The 26,332-nt window shown below is 68.5% G+C and carries 28 protein-coding genes and 1 tRNA gene; 17 read left to right on the forward strand and 12 right to left on the reverse strand.

What is annotated here, in order from left to right; genetic code table 11:
- Nucleotides 1-68: 68 nt before the first annotated feature.
- The 10 genes from CQ044_RS01120 to CQ044_RS01165 all read left to right on the forward strand — a co-directional run bounded on the left by CQ044_RS01120 (nt 69) and on the right by CQ044_RS01165 (nt 8,737).
- Nucleotides 69-278, forward strand: a complete 210-nt coding sequence (locus tag CQ044_RS01120) for a DUF4244 domain-containing protein (protein ID WP_045273627.1) — start codon at nt 69-71, stop codon at nt 276-278.
- Entirely contained in the window at nt 275-673 is a 399-nt protein-coding gene (locus CQ044_RS01125; protein WP_258133093.1) for a hypothetical protein, read from the forward strand. The genes CQ044_RS01120 and CQ044_RS01125 overlap by 4 nt, the downstream gene beginning before the upstream one ends.
- The gene (locus CQ044_RS01130) at nt 673-1,014 is read left to right on the forward strand and encodes an Rv3654c family TadE-like protein (protein WP_105686259.1); all 342 of its coding nucleotides are present in this window, start codon (nt 673-675) and stop codon (nt 1,012-1,014) included. The genes CQ044_RS01125 and CQ044_RS01130 overlap by 1 nt, the downstream gene beginning before the upstream one ends.
- A 62-nt stretch (nt 1,015-1,076) precedes the next feature.
- Nucleotides 1,077-3,914, forward strand: coding sequence for a type I DNA topoisomerase (gene topA, locus CQ044_RS01135; RefSeq protein ID WP_105686261.1), 2,838 nt, complete (start codon nt 1,077-1,079; stop codon nt 3,912-3,914).
- Complete coding sequence (gene tmk / locus CQ044_RS01140) at nt 3,911-4,540, forward strand: dTMP kinase (protein WP_105686262.1); 630 nt, start codon at nt 3,911-3,913, stop codon at nt 4,538-4,540. Before topA ends, tmk begins: the two co-directional genes overlap by 4 nt.
- A gap of 68 nt (nt 4,541-4,608) precedes the next feature.
- Complete coding sequence (locus tag CQ044_RS01145) at nt 4,609-5,766, forward strand: DNA polymerase III subunit delta' (RefSeq protein WP_105686264.1); 1,158 nt, start codon at nt 4,609-4,611, stop codon at nt 5,764-5,766.
- Entirely contained in the window at nt 5,763-7,319 is a 1,557-nt protein-coding gene (locus CQ044_RS01150; protein ID WP_105686265.1) for an alpha/beta hydrolase, read from the forward strand. The genes CQ044_RS01145 and CQ044_RS01150 overlap by 4 nt, the downstream gene beginning before the upstream one ends.
- 135 nt (nt 7,320-7,454) lie before the next feature.
- Nucleotides 7,455-7,527 (forward strand) — tRNA-Thr (locus CQ044_RS01155).
- 56 nt (nt 7,528-7,583) lie between these two features.
- The gene (locus CQ044_RS01160) at nt 7,584-8,195 is read left to right on the forward strand and encodes an isochorismatase family protein (protein ID WP_105686266.1); all 612 of its coding nucleotides are present in this window, start codon (nt 7,584-7,586) and stop codon (nt 8,193-8,195) included.
- A complete protein-coding gene (locus tag CQ044_RS01165; protein WP_105686268.1) occupies nt 8,192-8,737 on the forward strand; it encodes a DUF1697 domain-containing protein in 546 nt (181 codons plus the stop codon). Before CQ044_RS01160 ends, CQ044_RS01165 begins: the two co-directional genes overlap by 4 nt.
- Here CQ044_RS01165 and CQ044_RS19495 read toward each other — a convergent pair.
- Nucleotides 8,724-8,900 carry a hypothetical protein gene (locus tag CQ044_RS19495; protein WP_181158152.1) on the reverse strand — a complete coding sequence of 59 codons (177 nt, stop codon included), beginning with the start codon at nt 8,898-8,900 and terminating at the stop codon, nt 8,724-8,726. The genes CQ044_RS01165 and CQ044_RS19495 overlap by 14 nt on opposite strands.
- Nucleotides 8,901-9,015: 115 nt before the next feature.
- Here CQ044_RS19495 and CQ044_RS01175 point away from each other — a divergent pair, with 115 nt between their 5' ends.
- The gene (locus CQ044_RS01175; protein ID WP_105686271.1) at nt 9,016-9,534 is read left to right on the forward strand and encodes a CGNR zinc finger domain-containing protein; all 519 of its coding nucleotides are present in this window, start codon (nt 9,016-9,018) and stop codon (nt 9,532-9,534) included.
- Between the two features lie 88 nt (nt 9,535-9,622).
- On the opposite strand, the gene CQ044_RS01180 is transcribed toward CQ044_RS01175, so the two are convergent.
- From CQ044_RS01180 to CQ044_RS01200, 5 genes are all read right to left on the reverse strand, one after another.
- Nucleotides 9,623-10,570 carry a histidine phosphatase family protein gene (locus CQ044_RS01180; RefSeq protein ID WP_105686273.1) on the reverse strand — a complete coding sequence of 316 codons (948 nt, stop codon included), beginning with the start codon at nt 10,568-10,570 and terminating at the stop codon, nt 9,623-9,625.
- A gap of 256 nt (nt 10,571-10,826) precedes the next feature.
- Nucleotides 10,827-11,417, reverse strand: a complete 591-nt coding sequence (locus tag CQ044_RS01185; protein WP_105686275.1) for a TetR/AcrR family transcriptional regulator — start codon at nt 11,415-11,417, stop codon at nt 10,827-10,829.
- A gap of 154 nt (nt 11,418-11,571) precedes the next feature.
- Entirely contained in the window at nt 11,572-12,912 is a 1,341-nt protein-coding gene (locus CQ044_RS01190; RefSeq protein ID WP_105686277.1) for an MFS transporter, read from the reverse strand.
- Between the two features lie 170 nt (nt 12,913-13,082).
- Nucleotides 13,083-14,495 (reverse strand): APC family permease, encoded by a 1,413-nt coding sequence (locus tag CQ044_RS01195; protein ID WP_105686278.1) that lies wholly within the window; start codon nt 14,493-14,495, stop codon nt 13,083-13,085.
- Nucleotides 14,496-14,509: 14 nt separating this feature from the next.
- A complete protein-coding gene (locus CQ044_RS01200; protein ID WP_105686280.1) occupies nt 14,510-16,231 on the reverse strand; it encodes an amidohydrolase in 1,722 nt (573 codons plus the stop codon).
- Between the two features lie 142 nt (nt 16,232-16,373).
- Here CQ044_RS01200 and CQ044_RS01205 point away from each other — a divergent pair, with 142 nt between their 5' ends.
- Nucleotides 16,374-16,988 (forward strand): TetR/AcrR family transcriptional regulator, encoded by a 615-nt coding sequence (locus tag CQ044_RS01205; protein WP_105686282.1) that lies wholly within the window; start codon nt 16,374-16,376, stop codon nt 16,986-16,988.
- Between the two features lie 3 nt (nt 16,989-16,991).
- On the opposite strand, the gene CQ044_RS01210 is transcribed toward CQ044_RS01205, so the two are convergent.
- Together CQ044_RS01210 and CQ044_RS01215 are read right to left on the reverse strand one after the other, a co-directional pair.
- Entirely contained in the window at nt 16,992-17,258 is a 267-nt protein-coding gene (locus CQ044_RS01210; protein ID WP_105686283.1) for a Txe/YoeB family addiction module toxin, read from the reverse strand.
- Nucleotides 17,255-17,497: a type II toxin-antitoxin system Phd/YefM family antitoxin gene (locus CQ044_RS01215; RefSeq protein WP_105686284.1), complete on the reverse strand. Its 243-nt coding sequence runs from the start codon at nt 17,495-17,497 to the stop codon at nt 17,255-17,257. Before CQ044_RS01215 ends, CQ044_RS01210 begins: the two co-directional genes overlap by 4 nt.
- 464 nt (nt 17,498-17,961) lie before the next feature.
- Here CQ044_RS01215 and CQ044_RS01220 point away from each other — a divergent pair, with 464 nt between their 5' ends.
- The 5 genes from CQ044_RS01220 to CQ044_RS01240 all read left to right on the forward strand — a co-directional run bounded on the left by CQ044_RS01220 (nt 17,962) and on the right by CQ044_RS01240 (nt 21,943).
- Nucleotides 17,962-18,591 carry a DNA-directed RNA polymerase subunit beta gene (locus CQ044_RS01220; protein ID WP_105686286.1) on the forward strand — a complete coding sequence of 210 codons (630 nt, stop codon included), beginning with the start codon at nt 17,962-17,964 and terminating at the stop codon, nt 18,589-18,591.
- A gap of 157 nt (nt 18,592-18,748) precedes the next feature.
- On the forward strand, nt 18,749-19,123 hold the full coding sequence (locus CQ044_RS01225; protein ID WP_105686287.1) for a VOC family protein: 375 nt from the start codon (nt 18,749-18,751) through the stop codon (nt 19,121-19,123).
- Between the two features lie 194 nt (nt 19,124-19,317).
- Nucleotides 19,318-20,208, forward strand: coding sequence for an aminodeoxychorismate lyase (locus tag CQ044_RS01230; RefSeq protein ID WP_105686289.1), 891 nt, complete (start codon nt 19,318-19,320; stop codon nt 20,206-20,208).
- Nucleotides 20,209-20,278: 70 nt separating this feature from the next.
- Nucleotides 20,279-21,070, forward strand: coding sequence for a DUF6612 family protein (locus tag CQ044_RS01235; RefSeq protein ID WP_105686290.1), 792 nt, complete (start codon nt 20,279-20,281; stop codon nt 21,068-21,070).
- Nucleotides 21,071-21,211: 141 nt separating this feature from the next.
- Entirely contained in the window at nt 21,212-21,943 is a 732-nt protein-coding gene (locus CQ044_RS01240) for a flavodoxin family protein (RefSeq protein ID WP_105686292.1), read from the forward strand.
- Nucleotides 21,944-22,015: 72 nt separating this feature from the next.
- Here CQ044_RS01240 and pstB read toward each other — a convergent pair whose 3' ends face one another.
- The 4 genes from pstB to CQ044_RS01260 all read right to left on the reverse strand — a co-directional run bounded on the left by pstB (nt 22,016) and on the right by CQ044_RS01260 (nt 26,213).
- Nucleotides 22,016-22,795: a phosphate ABC transporter ATP-binding protein PstB gene (gene pstB / locus CQ044_RS01245; protein WP_105686293.1), complete on the reverse strand. Its 780-nt coding sequence runs from the start codon at nt 22,793-22,795 to the stop codon at nt 22,016-22,018.
- Nucleotides 22,796-22,813: 18 nt separating this feature from the next.
- Entirely contained in the window at nt 22,814-23,908 is a 1,095-nt protein-coding gene (gene pstA / locus CQ044_RS01250) for a phosphate ABC transporter permease PstA (protein ID WP_105686294.1), read from the reverse strand.
- Nucleotides 23,905-24,918: a phosphate ABC transporter permease subunit PstC gene (pstC, locus tag CQ044_RS01255; RefSeq protein WP_105686296.1), complete on the reverse strand. Its 1,014-nt coding sequence runs from the start codon at nt 24,916-24,918 to the stop codon at nt 23,905-23,907. The genes pstA and pstC overlap by 4 nt, the downstream gene beginning before the upstream one ends.
- A gap of 167 nt (nt 24,919-25,085) precedes the next feature.
- Nucleotides 25,086-26,213 carry a PstS family phosphate ABC transporter substrate-binding protein gene (locus tag CQ044_RS01260; protein WP_105686297.1) on the reverse strand — a complete coding sequence of 376 codons (1,128 nt, stop codon included), beginning with the start codon at nt 26,211-26,213 and terminating at the stop codon, nt 25,086-25,088.
- Nucleotides 26,214-26,332 lie beyond the last annotated feature (119 nt).

Here is a 26,332-nt window from a genome sequence, read left to right on the forward strand (position 1 = left end):
TGAACGATCAGATCCGTCCCGCCGCGACCGCGACGCGGTCATCGGCACCGCAGAAGCCCGTCGCCCCGATGACGCCGGTCGCGCGGGCGCTGCCGCCGCTCACACGAGGGCGCGCAGCTCTGCTGTTCGGCGACGACACCGGCGCCGCGACCGCGGAGTACGCCATCGCGACGATGGCCGCGGTGGCCTTCGCGGGCCTGCTCGTCGTCATCATGCGCTCGGATGAGGTGCGCGGGATCCTGACGGACCTGGTGCGCCGGGCGCTGACGGTGGCATGAGCCGGCCGACGCGCCCGGCGCCGCCGATCCGCGCCGGTGGCGACCGGGTGATCCCGGCACGCGCCGACCGGGAGCGCGGCTCCGTGACGGCGGAGATCGCGGTGGCACTGCCGATCGTCGTGCTGACGCTGCTTCTCGGCGTCGGCGGGCTCGGGGCTGGCATGCGCATGGTGGTGCTGCAGGATGCGGTGGCCGACGCGGCGCGCATCCTCGGGCGCGGCGACGATGCGGGCGGTGCAGGAGCTGCGGTGGCGCGCGCGGATCGGGTCGCGGGGATTGCGGTGGCCAGGTCCGAGTCGCTCGTCTGCGTGACGGCGTCGGCCGAGGCCCGCCTCCTCGGCGGCATCGTCGTGCCGATCCGGGCGACCGGCTGCGCGCTGGACGGAGGCCGGTGATGGCGGGTTCCGTCCTCGCGGTCGGCGGGATCGCCGTGTTCGCGGCCTTCGGGCTCGGCGCGGTCATGGTCGGTGGAGCCGGAGCGACGTCGCAGCGCTTGGCGGCCGGGGCCGATGCCGCAGCGCTCGCGGGCGCCGATGCTCTCTCCGGTGCGATCCCCGTCTCGGAGGAGCCGTGCGCCCTTGCAGCCAGGGTCGCCGAGGCGAACGCCGTGACCCTGCAGGACTGCCGCATCGACGGCGCCGTGGTCATCGTGCATGTCTCGGCGGCGTACGCTGGATTCCCGGCTGTCGCCGGATCCCGTGCAGGACCACCCGAACTTCCTGCCGGCGACGGATGACCGCGCTGAGTCCCCGGCTCCGGTGCGGTGTGTATGGTGTGCTTCGACGAAAGGACGCACCCGTGGCGCAAGGCAAGAAGCTTGTCATCGTCGAGTCTCCGACCAAGATGAGGTCCATTCAGGGCTATCTCGGCGACGGCTTCGAGGTGCTCAGCTCGGTGGGTCACATCCGTGACCTCGCCGACAAGAAGGACATCCCCGCCGCTGACAAGCAGGCATACGGCAAGTACTCGATCGACGTCGACAACGACTTCGACCCCTACTACGTCGTCTCCGATCGCAAGACCAAGACCGTCGCCGAGCTCAAGCGCGCGCTCAAGACCGCCGACGAACTCCTGCTCGCCACCGATGAGGACCGCGAAGGCGAGGCCATCGCGTGGCACCTGCTGGAGACGCTGAAGCCGAAGGTCCCGGTCAAGCGGATGGTGTTCCACGAGATCACCAAGGACGCGATCCAGGCCGCTGTCGGCAACACCCGCGAGCTCGACCTCGCGCTCGTCGACGCGCAGGAGACCCGCCGGATCCTGGACCGCCTGTACGGCTGGGACGTCTCGCCGGTCCTCTGGTACAAGGTGAAGTCCGGGCTCTCCGCCGGTCGCGTGCAGTCCGCCGCGACCCGCATGATCGTGGACCGGGAGCGCGAGCGCATGGCGTTCGTGTCCGCCGAGTACTGGGACGTCGACGCCAAGGCCGCGGCCTCTGGCACCTCGTTCAGCGTGCGCCTGGTGCGCCTCGACGGCGGCGCGATCGCCCGCGGCACCGACTTCGACGACAACGGCGCACTGAAGAAGGCCGTCGTCGTCCTCGATGAGAAGGCCGCCGCCGCGCTCGCCGCGGCCGTCGAGGCGGTCGGATCCGGCACCGTCTCCAAGGTCGAGGCGAAGCCCGGAACGCGCAGCCCCTACGCGCCGTTCACCACCTCCACGCTGCAGCAGGAGGCGGGACGCAAGCTCTCGATGAGCGCGAAGCAGGCGATGAGCGTCGCCCAGCGCCTCTACGAGAAGGGCTTCATCACTTATATGCGCACCGACTCGACCGCGCTCAGCACCCAGGCGGTGCAGGCGGCCCGGTCGCAGGCGGTCGCGCTCTACGGCGACGCCGCCGTGCCGCTCAAGCCCCGCGTCTACAAGTCCAAGAGCAAGAACGCGCAGGAGGCGCACGAGGCGATCCGTCCGTCGGGCGAGCAGTTCCGCACGCCCTCGTCGGTGTCCTCGCAGCTGGACCGCGAGGAGCAGCGCCTCTACGACCTCATCTGGAAGCGCACGGTCGCGAGCCAGATGTCCGACGCGAAGTACGAGACCACCACCGTCACGATCGCCGTGGAAGCGGAAGGCCGCACCGCGGAGTTCACCGCATCCGGCACCGTGTACACCTTCAAGGGCTTCCTGGAGGCGTACGAGGAGGGCAAGGACGAGCGCCGCAACGCCGCCGATGCCGCCGAGAACCAGTCGCTGCCCGCGGTCGCCGTGGGTGACGTGCTCGGGGTCGCGGATGCCGAGGCCAAGCCGCACCGCACCACGCCGAAGCCCCGCTACACGGAGGCGTCGCTGGTCAAGGCGCTCGAGGAGCACGGGATCGGCCGCCCGTCGACGTTCGCGAGCACGATCGGCACGATCATCGACCGCGGCTACGCGACCAAGCGCGGTCAGGCGCTCGTGCCGACGTGGATGGCGTTCAGCGTCGTGCGGCTGCTCGAGCAGCACTTCGCCGACCTCATCGACTACGACTTCACCGCGGCGCTCGAGGACGACCTCGACGCGATCGCCCGTGGCGAGCAGAAGCGCATCGAGTGGCTGCACTCCTTCTACTTCGGATCCGACGCGCACGTGGGCCTGCGTCAGGTGGTCGAAAACCTCGGTGAGATCGATGCGCGGGCACTGAACGCGACGCGGATCACCGAGAACGCGACCCTCCGCTTCGGCAAGTACGGCCCCTACCTCGAGGTCGCCGATCCCGCGCAGCCCGACGCGAAGCCGCGCATCGTCAACGTGCCGGAGGATCTCGCCCCTGATGAGCTGACGGCGGTCAAGGCGCAGGAGCTCATCGACGCGCCCGTCGCCGGCGACCGCGTGCTCGGCGAGAACCCGGACAATGGCAAGGTCATCGTCGTCAAGGACGGCCGCTTCGGTCCGTATATCCAGGAGAACGATCCGGTCTCGGACGATGACCAGGTCGATGAGGCCACCGGCGAGGTCGTCGAGGCTCCCAAGCCGAAGCGCGGCGCCAAGAAGGAGGCGGCCCCCAAGCCGCGTACCGCGTCGCTGTTCCGCTCGATGTCGGTCGACACCATCGACCTGGACACGGCGCTCAAGCTCCTCGAACTCCCGCGCGTCGTGGGCGTCGACCCGGCGACCGAGGAGGAGATCACCGCGCAGAACGGCCGCTTCGGGCCGTACCTGAAGAAGGGTGCGGACTCGCGCTCGCTCGAAAGCGAGCAGCAGATCTTCGACATCGATCTCGAGCAGGCGCTGGCGGTCTACGCCCAGCCCAAGTACGGTGCCCGGCGTGCGTCGAGCGCGCTCGCCGAGTTCGAGGCGGATCCCGTGAGCGGCAAGCCGATCCGGATCCGCGACGGCCGATTCGGCGCGTACGTCACCGACGGCGAGACCAACGTGACGATCCCGCGCGGACAGCAGGTGCAGGACGTCACGTTCGAGATCGCCGTGCAGATGCTGGCGGACAAGCGCGCGAAGGGACCGGCGCCCAAGCGCGGATCCCGTGCGACCGCCGCGAAGAAGGCGCCCGCAAAGAAGGCGCCGGCCAAGACCGCGGTGAAGAAGGCGCCGGCCAAGAAGGCGGCGACGACCGACGCCGAGAAGGCTGCTGCCCGCTCCGCCGCGGCGAAGAAGGCCGCAGCCACGAGGGCCGCCAACGCGGCGAAGAAGCAGGCCGGCGCGTGAGCGCGGGCCGCGGCCTCTGGATCACGCTCGAGGGCGGCGACGGGACGGGAAAGACCACCCAGGCCGCGCTGCTGGAGGAGTGGCTGCGCGGCCAGGGCTGGAAGGCCCTGCGCACGCGCGAGCCCGGCGGATCCGAGGTCGGCGTGCTCATCCGCGACATCGTGCTGCATCACCGCGGCGACATCGCGCCCCGTGCCGAGGCACTGCTGTACGCCGCCGATCGCGCGCACCACGTCGCGACGGTCGTGCGTCCCGCGCTCGATCGCGGCGAGGTCGTGATCCAGGACCGCTACCTCGACTCCTCGGTCGCCTACCAGGGCGCGGGCCGGGTGCTGGATGCGGACGAGGTGCGCGGACTGTCGCTGTGGGGCGCCGAAGGCGCTCTGCCCGATCTGACCGTGCTGCTCGACCTGGATCCCGTCATCGCGCGCCGTCGCCTGGACTCGGCGGAGAAGCCGTTCGACCGGCTCGAGGCCGAGCGCGAGGAGTTCCACCGGCGCGTGCGCGAGTCGTTCCTCGCGCTGGCGGCGGCCGAACCGGAGCGCTTCCTGGTCGTCGACGCCGCCCAGGATCCTGACGAGATCGCCGCAGCGGTGCGCGCCAGGGTGGCGACGCTGCTGGCCTGAGGCCGGTCCGAGCCGCTCGCTCCTGGACGGAGCGTGCGATGTCGCTCTCCCCGGTTAGGCTTGACCGCATGCCGGCCACCGTTCTCGCTCCCTTTCCGTGGACGGACGTGTGGGGGCAGGACGCCGCCGTCGAGACGCTGCGCACCGCCGTCGCCGATCCCGCCGCGATGTCGCACGCGTGGCTCATCACCGGCCCGCCCGGATCCGGTCGTTCGACGCTCGCCACCGCATTCGCCGCGTCGTTGATCGCCGAGCACCCCGATGACGAGCAGACCATGCGCCAGGTGCTCGCCGGCACCCACCCCGACGTGACGGTGCTGCGCACGGAGAAGGTGATCATCTCGATCGCCGAGGCGCGCGCGCTCGTCGAGCGGTCTTACTTCGGCCCGTCCAGCGGGCGGTATCGCGTCATCGTCGTCGAGGATGCCGATCGCATGACCGAGCGCACCTCGAACGTCCTGCTGAAGGCGCTCGAGGAGCCGCCCGAGCAGACGGTGTGGATCCTGTGCGCACCGAGCGAGGCTGATCTGCTTCCCACGATCCGGTCCCGCGTGCGGTCGCTGCGGCTGCGCGAGCCCGACGTGTCCGCGGTGGCGGAGCTCATCGTGCGCCGTACCGGCGCCGATCCCGTCGTCGCCGAGCAGGCCTCGCGGCATGCACAGCGGCACATCGGCATGGCGCAGCGGCTCGCGACCGACCCCGCCGCCCGCGCGCGCCGCGAGCAGACGTTGCGTGCGGTGCTGGGCGCCCGCGGCGTCAACGACGCCGTCGAGGTCGCCGGGCAGATCGTGCAGGCGGCGACGGACGATGCGAAGGCGCTCACCGCGGAGCGGGACGAGTCAGAACGGCGCGCGCTGCTGCACACGGTGGGGATCGCCGAGGGGCAGGCCGTGCCGCCCGCCGTGCGCTCGCAGATCAACGCGCTCGAGGACGAGCAGAAGCAGCGCGCCAAGCGCAGCGTGCGCGACGGTCTCGACCGCGTGCTCACCGATCTGCAGTCGCTGTTCCGGGATGTGGTGATGCTGCAGTTCGGCCGCGACGACGTGCTGATCAACGCCGAGCTCGCGCCAGAGCTCGCCGCCCTCGCGGCCGCCTGGCGGCCGGAGCGCACGCTCGTCGTGCTCGACCATCTCGCCGAGACCAGGGAAGCACTGGAGCGCAACGTCGCCCCCGCGCTCGCCCTCGAGAGCTTGCTCGTGACCGTCACGAGCGGGAGGAGACCATGAACACGCGTTCCCCCTCGCGCCTGCGCCGTATCTCGGTGGTGGTGGCGGGTCTCGTCGTCGCCGCGATCGCGCTGTCGGGCTGCCTGTATTCGATGATCCCCGCGCAGTCCACGTCGGCGGGGCCGACGGCGAGCCCCGACACGTCGGGCATCGCCGAAGACCTCAAGCCCTTCTACGGGCAGAAGCTGAACTGGTCGGCCTGCGGCAGCGGCATGGACTGCACCACCGTGAAGACGCCGCTGGACTGGGAGGACCCGGGGAAGGGATCCCTCGACCTCGCCGTCGTGCGCCACAGGGCCACCGGCGCCGCCAAGGGCTCGCTCCTGACGAATCCGGGCGGTCCCGGCGCGAGCGGCCTCGACCTGATCAAGTCGAGCCTCGACTACGCGGTCAGCCCCACGCTCATCAAGAACTACGACGTGATCGGCTTCGACCCGCGCGGCGTCGGATCCTCCACTGCCGTGAAGTGCCTCGATGCCTCGCAGATGGACGACTACCTGTACGGGATCCGCCCCGGCTCTCGCGGCGGCGATGAGTGGACGGCCGCGCAGAAGACCGCCAACAAGGGCTTCGCCGACGCCTGCGTGCAGAACAGCGACGGCATTCTGCCGTACATCACGACGGTGAACTCCGCACGCGACATGGACCTGTTGCGCGGCGTCCTCGGCGACAAGAAGCTGAACTACCTCGGCTATTCCTACGGCACCTTCCTCGGCGCGACCTACGCCCAGCTGTACCCCGAGCGGGTCGGGCACCTGGTGCTGGACGGCGCCCTGGATCCCGCCGTCTCCAGCCTCGACGTCAGCACCACGCAGGCGGTCGGATTCGAATCCGCTCTGCGTGCGTACATGGCCGATTGCCTGAAAGACAAGAAGTGCCCGTTCCAGGGCACCGTCGATGAGGCCATGAAGGACCTCAGCGCCCTCCTGGCCAGTGTCGACCGCTCGCCGCAGAAGAACGCAGACGGTCGCATGCTCGGCGCGGACACCCTGATGACCTCGATCGTCGCGGCGCTCTACTCGCAGGACAGCTGGCCGTACCTGACGCAGTCGCTGACCGCGGTGCTGAAGGGCGACCCGTCGGTGGCCTTCCAGCTCGCGGATTTCTACAACAACCGTGAGAACGGCAAGTACACCGACAACTCGACAGAGGCGTTCCGTGCCTACAACTGCATGGACTACCCGCTGGAGGACGACGCGGCGGCCAAGGCCGCGTCCGACGCCAAGATCAAGGCCGAAGCGCCGACCATCGCCCCGTACTGGGACGGCCCCGACCCCTGCGAGCAGTGGCCGTACCCGCCCACCGGCAAGCGCGGGGAGATCACGGCGGCGGGCTCCGGTCCCATCCTCGTGGTCGGCACGACCAACGATCCCGCGACCCCGTACGCCTGGGCCGAGTCGCTCGCGAAGCAGCTCGAGGGCGGGATCCTCATCACCCGCGTCGGTGAGGGCCACACCGGATACAACAAGGGCAACTCGTGCGTGGACGACGCCGTTGACGCGTACTTCGTCGACGGCACCGTGCCGGACAAGGCGGGGATCCGCTGCGAGTAGTGCCCTCTGCGGCCCGGAAGCGGTCATCGCCGTGACCGGGCCGCGCCCGGGGTGCGCGTGGTTCGCAGCACACCCGCGGACAGGGTAAGATCGTTGATCGTGCGGTTCACCGCATGCGCACCTCTCGGGGTGTGCGCCGCCCTAGCTCAGTCGGCAGAGCATTTCACTCGTAATGAAAAGGTCAAGGGTTCGATTCCCTTGGGCGGCTCGACCGGAAACCCCCTCCTCGGAGGGGGTTTCGTCGTTTCGGCGTACGCTCGGAGCATGTCCCGCGCGCTGCTGATCGTCGACGTCCAGAACGACTTCACCGAGGGCGGCGCCCTCGCGGTGGCCGGAGGCGACGACGTCGCCCGCGGTATCACCGCGCTGCTCCGCGACCACGCGTCCGACTACGACGTCATCGTCGCCTCCCGGGACTGGCACGACGCGACGGGGGACAACGGAGGGCACTTCTCCGACGCGCCGGACTATGTCGACAGCTGGCCCGCGCACTGCGTCGCCGGCACAGAGGGCGCCGATTACGACCCGCTGCTGGAGACGGCGGCCGTCACGCACCACGTGCGCAAGGGGCAGGGACGCCCCGCCTACTCGATGTTCGAGGGGGTGACAGAGGCGGATGAGACGGTCGCGGGGATCCTCTCCGCGCACAGCGTGCTCACTGCCGACGTGGTCGGCATCGCGACCGACCACTGCGTGCGCGCCTCGGCATCCGACGCGATCGCGCACGGCGTGCACGTGCGGATCCTGACGCGCCTCGTCGCCGGTGTCGGCGCGGAGTCGAGCGCGGCTGCACTGGCCGAGCTCGCGCACGCCGGGGCGGAGCTCGTGCCTCCTGCCGATGGCCCGACCGCGCCGGCGGATGGCCCCGCGGAGTGACCGTCGAACGCTGCGCCCTGCTCCTGCGCGCCGTGAACGTGAGCGGCGCGAACAGGGTGCCGATGGCCGAGCTGCGCACGCTCATGAACGACCGCGGGGGATTCGGCGCGGTGACCACCTACATCGCGAGTGGCAACGTCATCTGCGATGCTCCCGCGGATCCGGCGGCGGTGTGCGCGGAGGTGCGGGCGCTGATCCACGACGCGTTCGGCGTGGACACCCCGGTGATCCTGCGCACGCATGACGATCTGGTCTTCGCGATCGAGGAGAACCCGTTCCCCGACGCCGCCGCCGACAAGATGCTGCACGCGATGTTCCTCGAGGGGGAGCCGCGGGCCGACGCGGTCGAGGCGCTCACCGCACGACTGCAGCCCGGCGAGCGGATCGCCCTGCGCGGAAACGACCTCTGGATCGACTTCGGCGCCGGGGGAGTGCACTCCAGCAAGCTCACGCGCCCGGTTCTGGATCGCGCCCTGGGCGTGGCCGGCACGGCGCGCAATCTGCGGACGGTGCGGAAGCTCGTCGAGCTCACGGCCGGCTGACGGCCTCGGCGGACCCGGTGGTCTCGCCGGCTCCGAGCGCGCGGCTGAGCGCGGTCGGGGCTGCGGCGCCGGCGGCATGCAGGTCCACGCGCTGCGCGCCGCACCCGACGCAGTGCACGTACAGCAGCGTGCCGTCGATCGTGCGGTGACGGGATCGCGTCACCCAGGCGTGCTCATGTGGCGGGGCGGGGCGAGACGCATCCGGAGGCGCGAGCGGAATCGATGCGGTGTCGGCAGAGAATGTGGCGGTCATGTCTCCACGATGATGTAATGCCATTATGCATCTCAACCCTTACGGCGAGTACGCGGTGCTGATGGCGGCATCGCTCGCCAACGACTGGCCGTCCGATCGTGCCGGGATCGAGGAGCGCACTCGCGATTTCGGGATGACGATGGTCTTCCCCGCGGGCCCCGGGGACCACGCCGACACGCGAAGGGTGATCGACGACTGGCTCCGCGTCGTCGATGCATCGTCGCCGGATGAGCGCACGGTGCTGCTGAATGCGGAGATGGCGGCCGCGGCGGCGTATCCGCGGCTCACGGATCACGACGGCGAGGGCTGGCACCTGCACTACCGCGGCGAGGAGGATTCGCTGCCGCGCGTGCTGCGCGCCGTGATCATGGTCGGCACATCCTTGCACCTGGTCACGCGGGGGATGTCCCGGCTCGGGCGCTGCGCGGCAGCGCCGTGCACGAACGTCGTGGCCGATGTGACCCGCAACGGGCGGCAGCGCTACTGCTCCGTGCGCTGCGCCAATCGCGACGCCGTGCGGAGGCACCGCGCTCGACGGGCGTAGAGCTCGAACTCCGGCGCGCCGCCGAAAGCGGGGGTCAGGAAGGAGGACGGAGTCCTGACCCCCGCTCATGACGATCAGGGTGCGCTGGTCACGGCTGCGGGTAGTAGTCCTTGCTTCCGACGGCCCCGTCGATCCTGAAGCCGCCGTCCTTGAAGATGACCTTCGTCACGCCGAGGTTCGGGACGCCTGCCGGGGGCATTCCTGGTGTTCCGCCATCGACCGTGCGCATGTCGGGTCCGTTCGCGAAGCACATGATCGAGATGCCGCTGGAGACCACGAGGACCGCACTGTCCTTCTTCTTGGCCTTCGTGGCGATCTCGGTCAACGCCGCGGTCATCCGGGAGTTCACGTCTGCGCAGTCCTCGGCCGGAAGGCCCAGCTGCGGTGCATCGGCCACGGCCTTGATCGCTGCCATCATGCCGTACAGGCCCTGCTGCGTGATCGCGATTCCCTGCATCGTCTGCCAGCCGCCGTTCTGTCCCGTCGCGTCGGCGGGGGCCGTCGGTGCGGCGTCGTGATCGATCGTGTAGCCGAGGTGCTCGACCGCGGCCGACCACATCTCCTTGTTCTCCTTGCCCTCGTACCGGCCGAAGTTCATCTCGCGCAGGCGCCAGTCCTGGGTGACCGCGAGCCGGGTCTGGTCTGCGCCCTGCAGGAGGTAGGTCGCGGTCTCGAAATGACGCTTCCCGTCTCCGGAGTACGCCGCGTCGAATTTGCCCACCGTCGCCTTGAGGCGCGCGCCGACCGCAGCCGCCAGCGGGCGGCCCTCATCGAGCTTCGCGACAGGTGCGGTCGCCACAGGTCGGGTGCCGACGAGCAGCGGCGAGTCCGCCCAGCCCTGCACGGTGTCGGTCTGATTCAGGATGGTGCGTCCATGACGGGTCAGATAGATGACGACCGCCTTCTTGTCGGACTTGTCGTTGCCCGCGCGGACAGCGTCGCTCGTCGGGGCCGCGGTGGCCGACAGTCCGGTGAGCGTGGTCGCCGCGACGATGGCCGCGGTGGCCACGGCGACGCGGATGAGGCTTCTTCTCATGAATGCTTCTCTCAATCTGCGGGGATCTTGTCACGGCTCTGTGACGAGATCGGGGTCCGCATCTCAAAACCTGCCATGCTCAGGTATTCGGTGGCAAGCGTGTTTCGGAAACGACGAGTCGTCTCGCTCCGGCTGCCGCGGCGGAGCCTGGAGCGGCGTTGTTATCGTCGCGCCTACTTCCGAGTCGTCCCCGTCAGCGCACCCTATGGCGTGCGCTGACGGGGACGACTCGGAAGTGGAGGGGGAATCGAGGGGGCTAGTTCTCGCCGGGGAGCTTCGACAGGATGGCGATCCCGTTCCACAGCGTCTGGAGCCTCGCCACCATGTCGATCGAGCGGTCCAGCAGCCACTGCTGCTGGAGGCCGTCGGCGGTGGCGACGACGAGGTCGGCGACGATGTCGGCATCGACGTTCGGCCCGAACTCACCGCTGTCCTGTGCGACCCGCACCGCTTGCTTCGTCGACTGCCGGACCCACTCGTAGCGCTCGACGAAGAACTCGTGCGCCGGGTGTTTGCCGATGCTCGCCTCCGCGGAGAACTCGACGTACAACTGCACCAGTCCCGGAACCGTCGTGTTGTGCTCGATCACGCGGAGGAAGCCGGCGAAGTTCGGCTCGTTGATCCAATGGGCCTCGGTGTCCCGCTCGTCGCGAGCACGGAGCACAGCCATGTACAGCTCCTCGCGGGATCCGAAGTGGTGCATGAGCCCCGCCTGGGTCAGCCCGACCCGACGAGCGATCTCGACGTTGGGTGCGTTGCGGCACCCCATCTCCGCGACCACATCGAGCGCGACCTCGAGGATCTCCGCCCGCTTGGCGATGCCCTTGGCATATGAGCCGCGAACCATTGGCCCTCCACAACAACCGTCATCCGTGCGGCAGCGCACCTGATGCAGAACTGCCTCGGTCGGAGTCTAGGCGATGTGCATCCCGGGCCGACGGCGAGTGGGGTGGCGGGCCCCGACGCTGGCGACCGCCACCCCCGAATACCTGATCCTGCGCCTACCGGACCTTCTTGATGGGGAAGATCACCAGCGCGCCGATCAACGCGGCCACGCCCAGCACCGAGAACCACAGGGTGTAGTTGTTACCCGTCGGGTCGCCGACGTACACGAGGATGCCGCCCACCATCGGGGCGATCGTCTGAGGGAGCGCGTTCGCGATGTTGAACACGCCCAGGTCCTTCCCGGAGTCGTCGGGGTTGGGGAGCACGTCGACGACCAGCGCCAGGTCGACTCCGACGTAGATGCCGTACGCGATGCCCATCAGCGCCTCGAGGATGTAGAACGACGGCACGTCCTTGATCAGGATCAACGACACCGTGCCGATCGCGAACAGGGCCGTGGAACTCCACACGAAGATCTTGCGGCGATTGAGTCTGTCGGACAGCTTTCCCGCCGCGTAGGCGGCGACGACGAGGGTGCCGGTGAAGATCAGCGTGCTGAGCGAGATGACTCCCACGATGTCCGCGGGATTCTTGATGCCGATGTGATTCTGCAGGTAGAAGAAGCGGAACGCGGTGAAGCCGAAGCTGGCGAACGTGATGAGGAATCGCGACCACCAGGCCAGCGCATAGTCGGGGTACTTCCGCGGGCTCACCCAGAAGGTCTCCCACCAGTCCCGGAACGTCGCGGCCGGCGGCTTGACGGGAAGCACCTTGTCGGGGAGGACGAAGGCGAAGAGCGCCATGGCGACGATCGCAAGCAGCGCCGGACCGACGAACATGATCACGAGATTGTTCAGGAACCACTGCGCGACATAGACGCCGCCGACGACACCGGCGTTCTGAGCGATGCCCAGCCAGGCGGCCACCGACCCGCGCTGCACGCGGGGAACCTGGTCGGCGAGGGTCGCGATGAAGGGGGCCAGTGTCATGTTCGCACCGAGCTGCGCGATGGACCAGCCGACAGTCGCCCACAGCAAGTCCGGTCCGACCGCCATCACGCCGAGGCCCACCGTCATGATGAGCGTCCCGCCCACGATCCAGATGCGCCGGCGACCCCAGCGGCTCGTCGTGCGGTCGGACAATCGTCCGAAGATCACGTTCGCGGCCGTGGCGAACAGCGCGCCGAATCCGCCGAGGACGGCGGCAGCGCCGGTGGCGCCGTTCTCGGGGATGGCGCCGGACGCCACGAGTGACGAGATCTTGATGCCGACACCCACGATCGCCGGCCCCAGCAGCGCGACGAAGAACACGAACTGCGCGATGAACAACCACGCGACGTACTTCTTCGGGGCCGGTTCTGTGGGCTCCTTGAACCAGTGATGTTCGTGCGAAACGACCGTGCTCGCCGCCGTCATCCCTGAGGGATTGCCTGCGGCTGATCCGCTGACTGAACTCATCGCTCTGCCTCCTTCGGCTGGAACGGTGTCCGCTCGTGCTCACCGTTGAGCACAAGTCGGGCGACACCAGTTCGCCTGAAAACCTAGATGACTCAGGTTTTCCATGCAAGAGGTGTTACAGAGGCTTCAGCCGCCGGCCGGAGCAGGCCGGCGGCCTTTCAGTCCAGCCGTCAGTCGTACATGCCGACGTTGATCGGACCCGTCAGGTCGGGCGGAGCAGCCCGGAAGCCGCGCGTCTTGACGAGCAGGTAGACGACCCCGATCGCGGTCCAGGCGCCGCCGATGATCATCGAGATCCCGTCCAGGCTCAGCCACAGCGCCACGTTGATCACGACGCCGATCGCGGGGATGACGACGAAGCCGATCCAGGATCCGATCGTGCGCTTCGAGATGAACCGGAAGAACACGAAGATGACCGAGAGGTTCACGAACGTGAAGGCGATGAACGCGCCGAAGTTGATCATCGACGACGCCTGCGCGAGGTTCACGAACAGCGCGGTCAGGGCGATCGCGGCGACGATGAGGACGTTCGCGACCGGGACTCCGGTGCGCGGGTTCACACGGCTGAACAGGCGCTTGGGCAAAGCGCCGTCGCGGCCCATCGCATACAGCAGGCGCGCCGCGCTCATCTGCTGCGTGATGCCGCAGCCCAGCACCGCCATCATGTAGCCGCCGACGAAGATCGCCTGGAACGCGGCGCCGCCGATGTACTTGGCGATCTCGGGGGAGGCCCCGACGATGTTCTCCAGCTTCGTGACGTCGGGGAACAGGGTCTGCATCACGTAGGTCACGGTGAGGAAGAACGCCCCGGCTGCGGCGACGATGATGAAGATGGCCCGGGGGATGTCCTTGGTGGGACGCTTCGCCTCTTCCGCGAGGGTGGAGACGGCGTCGAAGCCGAGGAACGACAGGGCGAGGATGGCGGCGCCGCCGGCGAGGGCCGCGGCCTGGACGTCGTCGGAGAAGAACGGTCGCATCGTGAACGCCGCGCCGTTGGCACCGTTCGAGATGTTCACGACCGCGAGCACCACGAAGAGCACGGCGACGACGAGCTGGATCCCGACGAGGATGACGTTCATGCTGGCCGCGAGTCGCACGCCGACGAGGTTGAGCGCCGTGCAGATGCCGACGGTGAGCAGCACCCATACCCAGAACGGCACACCGGGGGCGATCGCGCCCATGTAGATCCCGGAGAGGATCGCGTTGATCATGGGCAGCAGCAGGTAGTCGAGAGTCGCTGCCCAGCCCACCAGGAAGCCCACGGACGGATGGATGCTCTCCTTGGCATAGGTGTACGCGGATCCGGCGATCGGGAAGAAGCGGACCATGCGCGAGTAGCTGAACGCGGTGAAGAGGACCGCGACCAGTACCACCAGATAGGCGAGCGGCACGTGGCCGCTGGTCTGGTCGGCCACGATCCCGAACATGTCGAACACCGCGAGCGGCGCCATGTACGCGAGGCCGATGAAGACGAGGTGGCGCAGTTTCAGGGTGCGCTTGAGCGGTCCCTGCTCGTGCGTGACGACGTGGGCGAGCTGATCGTCGCCGGCGGCGACAGCGGAATGGGATGGCAGCGTTGACATCGTGGGGATCGTCCTCAGTGAGTGTGCGAGTGGCAGTGGTGGTCGGCGGAGGGCTCGGTGCAGCTCTGCCCTGCTCCGCCCGGGTCCTGGACAGGCGTCGCGGCCGCGGCGCCGCCGAGCTCGCCGCGGGCGTCATGCACCGCGGTGCCGCCGACGACGGTGAGGTCGGCGCGCTGGGCGAGGATCTCCGCGGGCTCCATGGCGTAGAGATCGCCTGACCACACGACGAGGTCGGCGAGGTATCCGGTGCGGAGCATCCCGAGGCTGTTCTCATGGTGGAACGCCCCTGCCCCGCCCTTCGTGTAGGCCTCGAGCGTGCGGTCGAGATCGAGGCGCTCATCGGCGGTCCAGGCGTCGCCGCCGTCGAGACGCGCGCGGGTCATCGCGCTGTAGACGCCGACGAGCGGATCCATCTCGCCCACCTGCCAGTCGCTCGAGAACGTGACGCGCGCGCCGGAGTCGACCATGGAGCGGAACCGCCAGGCACGATCCCAGCGTGCTTCGCCGACGTTCTCCATCCAGGTGCCTGCGACGAGGTCGGGGGAGGCGTGGCGGGGCTGCATCGCCGCGACGACGCCCAGGTCGCGGAAGCGGGGGAGGTCCTCCGGGGCCAGGCACTCCACGTGCACGATGCCGTGCCGGGCGTCTCGCGTGCCGTTGGCACGCTGGGCGGCCTCGATCGCGTCGAGGGTGAGCCTGATTCCCCAGTCCCCGGTCGCGTGGGTGTGGACCTGGTAGCCCAGGCGGTCGAGCTCGACGAACAGCTGGGTGAACTCGAGCGGCTCGAGGCTCGTGTGCCCGCGATGACCGGGACGGTTCGCGTAGTCCTCCAGCATCGCCGCGGTGTGCGGCTCGATCACATCGTCGGCGTACAGCTTCACCATGCCCAGACGGAAGCGGTCGTGCTGCGGGGTCTCCTTGATCGCCTCGGTGATGCGGGAGCGGAAGTCGCCGTCGGATCCCACCGGGTGGTAGATCGCCGCGATCGTCCGCGAGGTGAGCTTGCCCTCGCGCTCGGCCCGGTCGAACAGCGGCAGCTCGGCGAGCGGAACCTGCGGCTCGACCACGGTCGTGATGCCGAAGCGCCGGGCGATGTCGAGGCTGTTCACGATCTTGCGGTAGCGCCGGTCGGGGGAGTACATCGGGATGTCCCGCTGCAGCTCGGCGAGGCCGTCGGTCGTCATGGCGCTCGTGTAGAAGTCGGTGACCCAGCCCGTCGGCTCGCCCGTGCGGTGGTCGATCTCGGGGTTGCCCCAGGCGATGTCGCCGCCGCCCAGGATGCCGAGTTTCGCGAGCGCCGGCCGGTTCAGCCACACCGAATGCTGGTCGTAGGTGGTGATGAAGACAGGCCGGTCGGTGACGCCGGCGAGGTCATCGGCGCGCGGACGGCGCCCTTCGACGACCGAGTAGAGGGCGTTCTCGGCGCAGATCCACTCCAGGTCGGGGTGCGCCTCGGCGAACTTCGCGATGCGCGAGCGCACGACGTCGAGGCTCTGGACCTGGTCGAGGCTCACCGCGAGGTCGTCGTAGCCGAGCAGCAGGTGGTTGTGGGTGTCGGCGACGCCGGGGGTGACCAGGCGGCCCTCGAGGGCGACCGTGCGAAGGCTCGCCGGTGCCTCCGCAGCGGAGCCCACGTAGGTGATCCGGTCGCCTGTGATGCCGATGGCCTCGGCCCACGGCTGCTCGGGATCGAAGGTGCGGACGCGTCCGCCGGTGTAGAGGGTGTCGACCGCCATGTCGGTGCTCCAACGTCTCGGGGCGGCGCTGCTCAGGGAGCCGCCGCAGTTCTTTGACTCAAGAGTAAATTAATTCACTTAGATGTCAAGAAACTCTTCCGATCGGATCCGGATCCCTCGACGGGACTGCGATACTGGCTTCATGGCACGCCCGAGCACCCAGGAGCAGCGCCGTCGCGAAGTGGTCGACGCGGCGCTCGACGCCGCCGCCGAGCACGGGCTGCGCAACCTCTCGCTGACGGATGTCGCGAATCAGGCCGGGGTCACCCGGGGCGCGCTGCTGTATTACTACGAGGATCTCGACGCGATCCTCGTCGAGGCCCACGCCGCGGGCATGCGCCGGGTCGGCGAGGAGCGCGAGGCTCTCGTGGTCCAGGCGGAGCGTCCGGCCGAGCAGCTCGCGATCGCGATCCGCGCCGGCCTGCCGAGCGGTCCGGACGACGCGCTCATGCGGCTGCTCTACGAGTTCGACGTGCTCGCGGGCAAGTCGCCGCTGCACGACGAGCTCGTGCAGCGCCTCTACGGGGAGCAGCTCGGGCTGTACCGGCGGATCCTGCAGGCCGGTGCGGACAATGGGGACTTCGCGCTGACCGGCCCGATCGAGGACATCGCGATGAACTTCGTCGCCCTGGAGGACGCCTACGGCCTGCACATCGTGGCCGGCGGCAGCATCTCGGTCGCCGACGCGGAGCGGGCCATCGCCCTGTTCGCGCGGCAAGCGGGTGCGCCGCTGCCCGGAGGCACGACGCAGGAGTAGCCGTCAGTAGTGGTAGCGCGCCTGCAGGATGACCACGTACGCGTCGTCGACCAGGTACACGAGCCTGTTTGCTTCGTCGATGCGTCGCGACCATGCCCCCGCCAGCGCGTGCTTCAGCGGCTCCGGCTTGCCGATGCCCTCGAACGGATCGTCGCGCAGGATGTCATCGATCAGGAGGTTGATCCGCTTGAGCGTGCGTCGGTCCTGGCCCTGCCAGTAGAGGTAGTCCTCCCAGCCGCCGGCGGTCCAGGCGAGATTGCGGTCACTCACTGCAGTTCGTGCTCGGTGATGTCTCCCGAGCGGGCGCTCTCGATGGCGTCGATCAGGCGGCGCGCATTCTTGGGCGAGCGCAGCAGGTAAGTGGTCTCGAGAAGCGAGTCGTACTCGTCCTTCGACATCAGTACAGCGGAACCGCGTTTGGACGTGATCTCGACTTCGGTCTGGTCGAGGTTGACGCGTTCGATGAGGCCGAACAAGTCGCTGCGAGCCTCGCTTGCGGTGATGGCCATGATTCCTCCAAGTGGTACAGGATATCGTACCACTCTCCTGTTGGGGGCAGCCAGCAGTTGAGTGACAAGAGGGGCCCGGTCATTCGATGACCGGGCCCCTCTTCACGGTGGGCCCCGTGGGGCTCGAACCCACGACCCGCGGATTAACCTGCCACTTCGGCTTTCGCCGCCGCCCGGTGGGCGTTCGTGGTCTGGACTGTCCCTTCACCCTGGCTTTCGCTGTAGGTGCCACCCGTCCAGTCTCTACACCTTCCGGACTCGCGTCCGGCTTGGCTCGGGATTGCCAACTGGTCTCCCAGGAAGGGTTCCCCGACTTTGAGTGGTGTCATCCCCGGGGTTTCCCCCGAGGCGCTCCTATTGTGTTGAAGTCCGATGCTCTGCCAACTGAGCTAGAGGCCCGTACTCCCGAGTCTATCGGTCGCGACTGGGTGCCCTGCGTCGGGCAGCGCGCGTAGCCTGGGTCGGTGCCCGCACCCTTCCACCGCCCCGTCCGCCTCTCGCCGGAGACGTTCGACTACCTGCTCGGATCCCACGATCCGGCGGAGCAGACGCGGATGGCGCACGCCACGGCGTCGGCGCTCCTGGCGCGGGTGAGGGCGGACGACAGCGGAGTCAGTGCGGAGCGTCTCGTCGCGTACGCGACCGAGCACGGCATCGACGAGGTCGCCGAGCTCTGGGCCAAGAGCCCCGCCGTATCCCTGCCCGGGGCGCTCTGGCGGCTGTACCTGCTGCAGGCGTCGATCCACGCCGACGCCTCCCTGGCGGCGCTCCTGCACGAGCGGGGGCGCATCGAGCTGCCCTCGGTCGACGCGCTGGTCGCGGGGGCGCCGGTGCCGGCCGGCCCGGAGGAGCTCGTCGGGCTGATCGACACGATCCTGCACGGCGCGTTCTCCGGCGACTTCGCGATCGCGCTCGAGCGGGCGGCCGCGTTCTGCCGGGTGCAGGCCTCGGGTGCGACCCACGTCGCCGACGACTACGAGCACACCGAACCGGCCCGCGCGAGTGAGCTCACCACCCGCGCGTCGCGCCTCAGCGTCTATGCGCAGGACCTCACCGCCTCCGCCGCAGCCTGGCGCGACGGATCGCTGAACTGAGCGGATCCCGGCCGGCTCCCGGGTTAGGCTGGAACCGATGATGACCAGTCAGGCCCGCGCGGGCCGTTCCCGGATCGGCGATCTGGTCGTCGACTGAGCCGCGCCCCTCCTCGCTCTGCCCGTCCCCGACAGCGCAGAACAGACACAGAGGAGAGACATGACAGCGCATTTCAACCACACGATCATCGCGTCCACCGACGCCGCGGAGATGGCGGAGTTCTACCGCGACCTGCTCGAAGCCGATGAGGCCCCGTCCTGGGGCCCGTTCACGAACGTGCAGATCGGAGGCGGGATCCTGCTGCAGTTCGCGGCCCCGCCGATCGAGTTCCCGCCGCAGCACTACGCCTATCTCGTCGACGACGAGCACTTCGATCGCGCCTACGCGACGATCACCGAGCGGGGGATCGCGCACTGGGCGGATCCGCAGCGCGCCAGGCCGGGCGAGATCAATCACGAGCACGACGGCCGAGGGGTGTACCTGCTGGATCCGTCAGGGCACTATCTCGAGCTGATCACGCGCCCGTACCTGTGAGATCCGGGGCCGCAGCGGCCGGGGCATGAAGAAGCCGGGCCGCAAGAACGCCTCTCGGCGGAAGGCCGCTCGCAGCGGCGAAAAATGGAGCCCGGGGTTATGCGGCCCGGCCGATCAAGTGTAACGCGTCGGGGGCGGCGGTATTCCCGTCGTCCCCGACGCCGGGCGGGTCGTCCACGCCCTAGGCTCGGACCATGGCCGCAGCCCGATTCGCCCTGCTGATCACTCCCGCCGAGTCCACGGACGAGGAGCGGGCGGATTTCAGCGACAGCTTCCGCCGGATCGATCCGAGCGCTCCGGCGCTCAGCGTGGGCGAGCTGAGCACTCAGCGCGGCGACGGCATCTTCGAGTCGATCGGCGTCGTCGACGGCCACGCCCAGGAGATCGAGCCGCACGTGCAGAGGCTGGCTCATTCGGCCGCTCTGTGCGACCTGCCTGAGCCGCACCGTGAGCAATGGCGGCAGGCTGTGGCGCTCGCGGCCGCGGAGTGCGGCCCCGGCGAATGGGTGATCAAGCTCATCCTCAGCCGCGGCGTCGATCACGGACCGGCGCCCACCGCCTGGGTCACCGCCGCGCCCGCCGCAGACTTCGCCGCCGCGCGCACGGAGGGCATCCGCGTCGTCACGCTCGACCGCGGCTACGACAGCGGCGCCGCCGAGCGCTCGCCGTGGCTGCTGCTCGGCGCGAAGACGCTCTCGTACGCGGTGAACATGGCGGCTCTCCGCGAGGCGCACCTGCGCGGAGCCGACGACGCGATTTTCGTCACCACGGACGGCATCGTGCTCGAGGCGCCCACCGCATCGCTCATCCTGCGCTTCGGCGACCGCTTCGTCACTCCTGCCCCTCACGGCGGGATCCTTCAGGGCACCACCCAGATCAGCCTGTTCGCGCATCTGGAGGCGCAGGGGTATGCCACGGAATACGCGACCGTGCCCACCGCCGACCTCGCGACCGCCGATCAGGCCTGGCTCCTCTCCAGCGTGCGCCTCGCCGCACCGATCACAGCGATCGACGGCGTGGGCCTCGCGCTCGACCACGCCTTCACCGACGGCTTGAACGCCTACCTCCTCTCCGCACGCGACTGAGCTGCTTCGTCGCGCGGGTCGGGCGCGTCGCTGGCCGGGAGCGGTCTCAGCGCACCCATAGAATTCCCCCATGAGCTCACTCTGGAAACGCGCCGTCGCGACGACGACCATCGCTCTTGTCGCAGGATTCGGCATCACCGCCTGCAGTTCCGGGGGAGGCACCGCGACCGAGAGCACCAAGAGCTCCGTCGAACAGCAGCAGACCGGCAAGAAGTCGATGACGGCAGGCGATTTCGCTCAGCGGGTGAGTGACGCCATGTCGGCGGCGAAGACCGCGCACATCACCCAGACCATGTCGACGCAGGGGAAGGACGTGTCCTCCACCGGCGAGTTGATGATGGACCCGGATCCGCAGAAGCTGCGCATGCATCTGAACATGTCCGTCGGTGGGCAGGAGGTCAAGGTGTTCCTGGTCGACGGCACCTTCTACATGAACATGGGGGCGATGACCCAGGACAAGTACGTCAAGATCTCGACCGATGGCAGCAACCCCCTCGCCGCTCAGATGCAGGCCATGCTCGGGCAGAGCAACGCGGCGAATCAGATGAAGAACGCCGCTGCGGCAGTGAAGGAATTCACGGTCGCAGGCACCGAGAAGGTCGATGGGGCCGAAACCACGCACTACGCCCTGACTCTCGACACCAAGAAGCTGCTTGCCGCACAGGGGGTGCAGGCCGCTCAGGCAGCCCAGATCGGCGACACGCTCACTTACGATCTGTACATCGACGGCAAGGATCTGATCCGTCGCGCGGTGATGAACATGGGCGCTGCGAAGACGACGATCGAGTACTCCCAGTGGGGTGAGCCGGTGACGATCGAGGCCCCGGCAGCCGATCAGCTCATCGAGATGCCCGGTATCTGACCCGACATACGAGAAAGAAGGCCTCCGGACGAGGGAAGGTCCGGAGGCCTTCGGCGTCGCTCGCACGGATCCTCGCCCCCGGTGCCGGAGGGCTTCGCGAGGGGGCTGGTCCGCCGAGGGGGATGGTCGTAGTCTGCCCCCATGGCAGAGCAACCGTCCGCTCCGGCGGCCTACGACGATCTCCGCGCCGTGTTCGTCAACTGCACGCTGAAACGCAGCCCCGAACTCAGCCACACTCAGGGCCTGATGGATCGCAGCATCGCGCTCATGCGGTCACAGGGCGTCACCGTCGACAACATCCGCTTCATCGATCACGATGTCACCACCGGCGTCTATCCCGACATGCGCGAGCACGGCTGGGCGAGCGATGAGTGGCCGGACGGGATCTGGCCGCTGATCGACGCCGCGGACATCCTCGTGGTGGGCGGACCGCTGTGGCTCGGGGACAACGCCTCGATCACCCGCAAGCTCATAGAGCGGCTCTACGCGATGAGCGGGCTGTTCAACGACAAGGGCCAGTACGTCTACTACGGCAAGACCGGCGGCGCGATCATCACCGGCAACGAGGACGGCGTGAAGCATGCCGCGATGTCGATCCTGTACAGCCTGCAGCACATCGGATTCACGATCCCGCCCGCGGCGGATGCGGGCTGGATCGGCGCCATCGGACCCGGCCCGAGCTATCTGGACCCGGGTTCGGGCGGCCCGGAGAACGACTTCACGAACCGCAACACCACGTTCATGACCTGGAACCTGCTGCACACCGCGCGCCGGCTCAAGGACGCCGGGGGCATCCCCGCCTACGGGAACCTCCGCAAAGCCTGGAACGAGGGGGAACGCTGGGGTTACGAGGCCAATCCCGAGTACCGCTGATCGCGGCGTCCCGCGACGCACGAGGGGCCCGGCGCCGCAGCGCCGAGCCCCTCGTGACGGATCAGGCCGGAATCATCCGAAGCGGCCGGAGACGTAGTCCTCGGTCGCCTGCTCCTTCGGTGACGTGAAGATCGTCGCGGTGTCGGAGAACTCGATGAGCTTGCCGGGCTTGCCCGTGCCGGCGATGTTGAAGAAGGCCGTCTTGTCGCTCACGCGCGAGGCCTGCTGCATGTTGTGCGTCACGATCACGATCGTGAACTCGTTCTTGAGCTCGGTGATGAGCTCCTCGATCGCGAAGGTCGAGATCGGGTCGAGGGCCGAGCAGGGCTCGTCCATCAGCACGACCTGCGGGGAGACGGCGATGGTGCGCGCGATGCAGAGGCGCTGCTGCTGACCACCGGAGAGGCCCGCTCCCGGCCTGTCGAGACGGTCCTTGACCTCGTTCCACAGGTTGGCGCCGCGCAGCGACTTCTCCACGAGGTCGTTCGCGTCGGAGGTGGAGATCCGCTTGTTGTTGAGGCGGACCCCGGCCAGCACGTTCTCCTTGATCGACATCGTCGGGAACGGGTTCGGCCGCTGGAACACCATGCCCACCTGGCGGCGCACGAGCACCGGGTCAACACCGGGCGCGTACAGGTCCTCGCCGTCGATGTACACGTTCCCCTTGACGGTCGCGCCGGGGATGACCTCGTGCATCCGGTTGAGGGTGCGCAGGAACGTCGACTTCCCGCAGCCCGACGGGCCGATGAAAGCGGTCACCGTGCGGGGCTCGATGTTCATGGACACACCCTCGACGGCGAGGAAGTCGCTGTAGAAGACGTTCAGATCGTTGACTTCGATGCTCTTGGACACGCTGCGTGCCTTCCTGAGTTAGCGGCTCTTCGGCGCGAATGCCTTCGCGACGATCCGAGCGATGAGGTTGAAGATGACGACGACGATGACCAGCAGCAGGGCAGCGCCCCAGGCCTGCGCCTGAGAGGCCGCGATGTCCTTGCCCGGGAAGCTGTAGGCCGTGTAGGCCATCACCGGAAGGGTCTGCATGGGCCCGCTGAAGGGATTCGCGTTGAAGTTGTCGGTGAAGCTCGCGGCGATGAAGATCGGGGCGGTCTCGCCGATGACACGGGCCACCGCGAGGACGACGCCCGTCACGATGCCGCTCGCGGCCGTGCGGAGCACCACCTTGATGATGGTCGTCGCTCGCGGCACGCCGAGCGCCAGCGAGGCCTCCCGCAGCTCGTTCGGCACCAGCCGGATCATCTCCTCGGTGGAGCGGATCACGATCGGGATCATCAGCACGCAGAGGGCGATCGAGGCGGAGAAGCCGCTGAATGCCTTCGGCCCGACGATGAGCGCGAACAGCGAGAACGCGAACAGACCGGCCACGATCGAGGGGATGCCCGTCATGACGTCGACGAGGAACGTGATCGTCCGGCGCAGCGGGTTGCTCGGCTGCGCGTATTCGGTCAGGTACACGGCGGCGAGGATGCCGATCGGCACCGAGATCAGTGCGGCGATCCCGGTGATGATCAGCGTTCCGACGACCGCCTGCAGCGCGCCGGGGGTGTTCGTCACGGCGAGCGTGTTCGGATCGAACACGCTTCCGCCGACCTTGGTCACGAAGTCCCAGGTCAGCACCTTGAGGCCCTGCGCCACCACGGTCCAGAGCGTGGAGATCAGCGGAGCCACGGCGAGGACGAAGGCGCACACCACGAGGCCGCGGACGATGCGGTCGACGGCCTTGCGGCGGCCCTCGACGATGCCGGATCCGATGCCGACGGCGATGAGGTAGATCACGGCGGTGAGCACGAGCCACACCGCCGGGTTGAACAGCTGGATCACCAGGAGCACGGCTGCCACGACGACGGCGGTGCCGATCGCGAGCACGGGTTCGATCCAGCGGGGCAGCTGCCCGCTGGTGAGGCTCAGCGGCTGCGCCGCGGCCGGCGCAGGACTGACGGCGGTCATACGCGCTTTCCAATCTTCGGCGACGTGCGTGCCTTGCGGTCGGATCGGCCGAGGATGCCGCGAGCGATCATGTTGACGGCGAGCGACACCACGAAGAGCATGAGGCCGGTGCCGATCAGCGCGGAGCGCTGCAGGTCGGTGGCGATCGGGAAGTTGTTCGCGATGTTCGCGGCGATCGTCTGCGAGTTGTATCCGTCGGTGAGCACGGCGACCGAGAACAGCAGCGACGGCGAGATGATCAGCGCGATCGCCATCGTCTCGCCGAGCGCCCGCCCGAGTCCCAGAAGGATGGCGGAGACCATGCCGCTGCGCGCATAGGGGAAGACGGCCAGCCGGATCATCTCCCAGCGCGTCGCGCCGAGCGCGAGGGCGGCCTCCTCGTTCAGCCGCGGCGTCTGCAGGAAGATTTCGCGGGTCAGCGCGGTGACGATCGGCAGGATCATCACCGCGAGGACGACGCCTCCGGCGAGCATGGTCGAGCCCGTGCTCGACACCGGCCCCTGGAAGAGCGGGATCCAGCCGAAGTACTGGTTGAGGAACTCCGCGAGCGGCAGCAGGAAGGGGCGCATCACGATGACGCCCCACAGGCCGAACACGATGGACGGCACGGCGGCGAGCAGGTCGACCACATACGCGAGGCCGCTGGCGAGCCGGCGGGGCGCATAGTGCGAGATGAACAACGCGATGCCGATCGCGACGGGGGCGCCCAGGACGAGAGCGATCAGCGCCGACCAGATGCTGCCCCAGAGCAGCGGGGCGACGTAGTTCCAGAAGCTGCCCCAGTTCTTGTTCTGGTAGCCGGCGAGGTCGGAGTTCGTCTCCCAGTTCGCCGTGATGGCGGGCAGTCCCTTGAGGATCAGGAAGATCGCGACACCGGCGAGGATCACCATGATGGACACGGCGGCCGTCGTCGACAGACCGAGGAAGAACCTGTCGCCGGCGCGACGCTTGCCGATGAGCTTCTCGGAGGCGACCGGGGTCGCCTGTTCACGCTGCGCGACGTCAGTCACGGTGCCACTCTAGATCTCGCATGTGTGTGCGCGTCTTTCTTTGTGCTCCGGCCAAGGGCAGGAGAGGGATCGGGCCAGCACGAAAACTTGGCAGGGCCTCCGAGCGGGTCGGCTGCCCTGCCCAGCCCGGGTCGGCTCCGAAGAGCCGACCCGGGCCGGCCTGATGCTTACTTGATGGTCGCGAGCGACTCCTGGGCCGCCTTCAGGACGGAGTCCGGGAGGGGCGCGGCGCCGGCGTTCTTCACGGCGACCTGCTGGCCGATCGTGCTGTCGATGAAGCCGATGTAGCTCTTCACGAGCGCGGCCTGGGCCGGGGTCTTGAACGTGGTGCACGCGATCGCGTAGGAGACCAGCGGGATCGGGTAGGTCTCGGCGGTCAGCTTCGAGTAGTCGAACTTCTTCGACAGGTCACCCTTGACGCCGTTGGAGGCGTCGACCGCGGCGACGTCGAACGTCTTCGAGACGGCCTCGGGGCTGAACGCGATGGCCTTGCCGTCCTGCAGGATCGACGCGCTGGAGAGCTTGCCGATCGCGGAGTGGTCGGCGTAGCCGATGGTGCCGGTGCCGGCCTCGACGGCCTGAACGACGCCCGAGCCGCCCTTCTGCTTGGAGACGTCGCCCTCGACCGGCCAGTCCTTGCCCGCGGGGAAGGTCCAGACGGAGGACTGGGTGCCGGCGAGGTAGTTGGTGAAGTTCGCCGTGGTGCCAGAGCCGTCCGAGCGCGCCACCGTGGTGATCTTGCCGGCGGGGAGCGCCGTGCCGTTGTCCTTGGTGATCGCCGCGTCGGACCAGTCGGTGATCTTCAGGGAGAAGATCTTCGCGATGGTCTCGCCGCTGAGCTTGAGGTCCGTCACGCCCGGGATGTTGAAGACGATGGCGACGCCGTCGAGGTAGACGGGGATGTTGATGCCGCCCTCGGTGCACAGGGCCTTCGACTGCGTGGTCTGGTCCGCGTTCAGAGGCGAGTCGGAACCGGCGAAGTCGTACGCGCCGCTGAGGAAGTTGGTGACGCCGCCGCCCGAGCCCTGGGACTTGTCGTAGTTGATGGTGACGCCCTTGACCTGAGCGTTGTACGCAGCGGTCCACGCAGCCTGCGCGTTCGCCTGAGCGCTCGAGCCACCCGAGGTGATCGTGCCGGTCAGCGATGCGTCGACCTTCGAGGTGACGGCGCTCGAGGACGGCGCGGCAGAGGGGGAGTCGCTGCTCGTGCTGCTGGGCGTCGAGGAGCAGCCCGCGAGCGCGATCGCGGCGAGCACGCCGGCTGCGCCGATCGTGGTGATGCGGTTGAGCTTCACTATGTAAGTCCTTCGCTGTGTCGAGTGTGCCCTGGTGCAGGGCCACGCCAGACGATATGCGTCGTCTGTTACGCGATCAAAGATCGAAGGTAAACGGGGGGTGAACGACGATCTGCGCC

The organism is Microbacterium sp. MYb64, from assembly GCF_002979495.1.
GTDB classification, from domain to species: domain Bacteria; phylum Actinomycetota; class Actinomycetes; order Actinomycetales; family Microbacteriaceae; genus Microbacterium; species Microbacterium azadirachtae_A.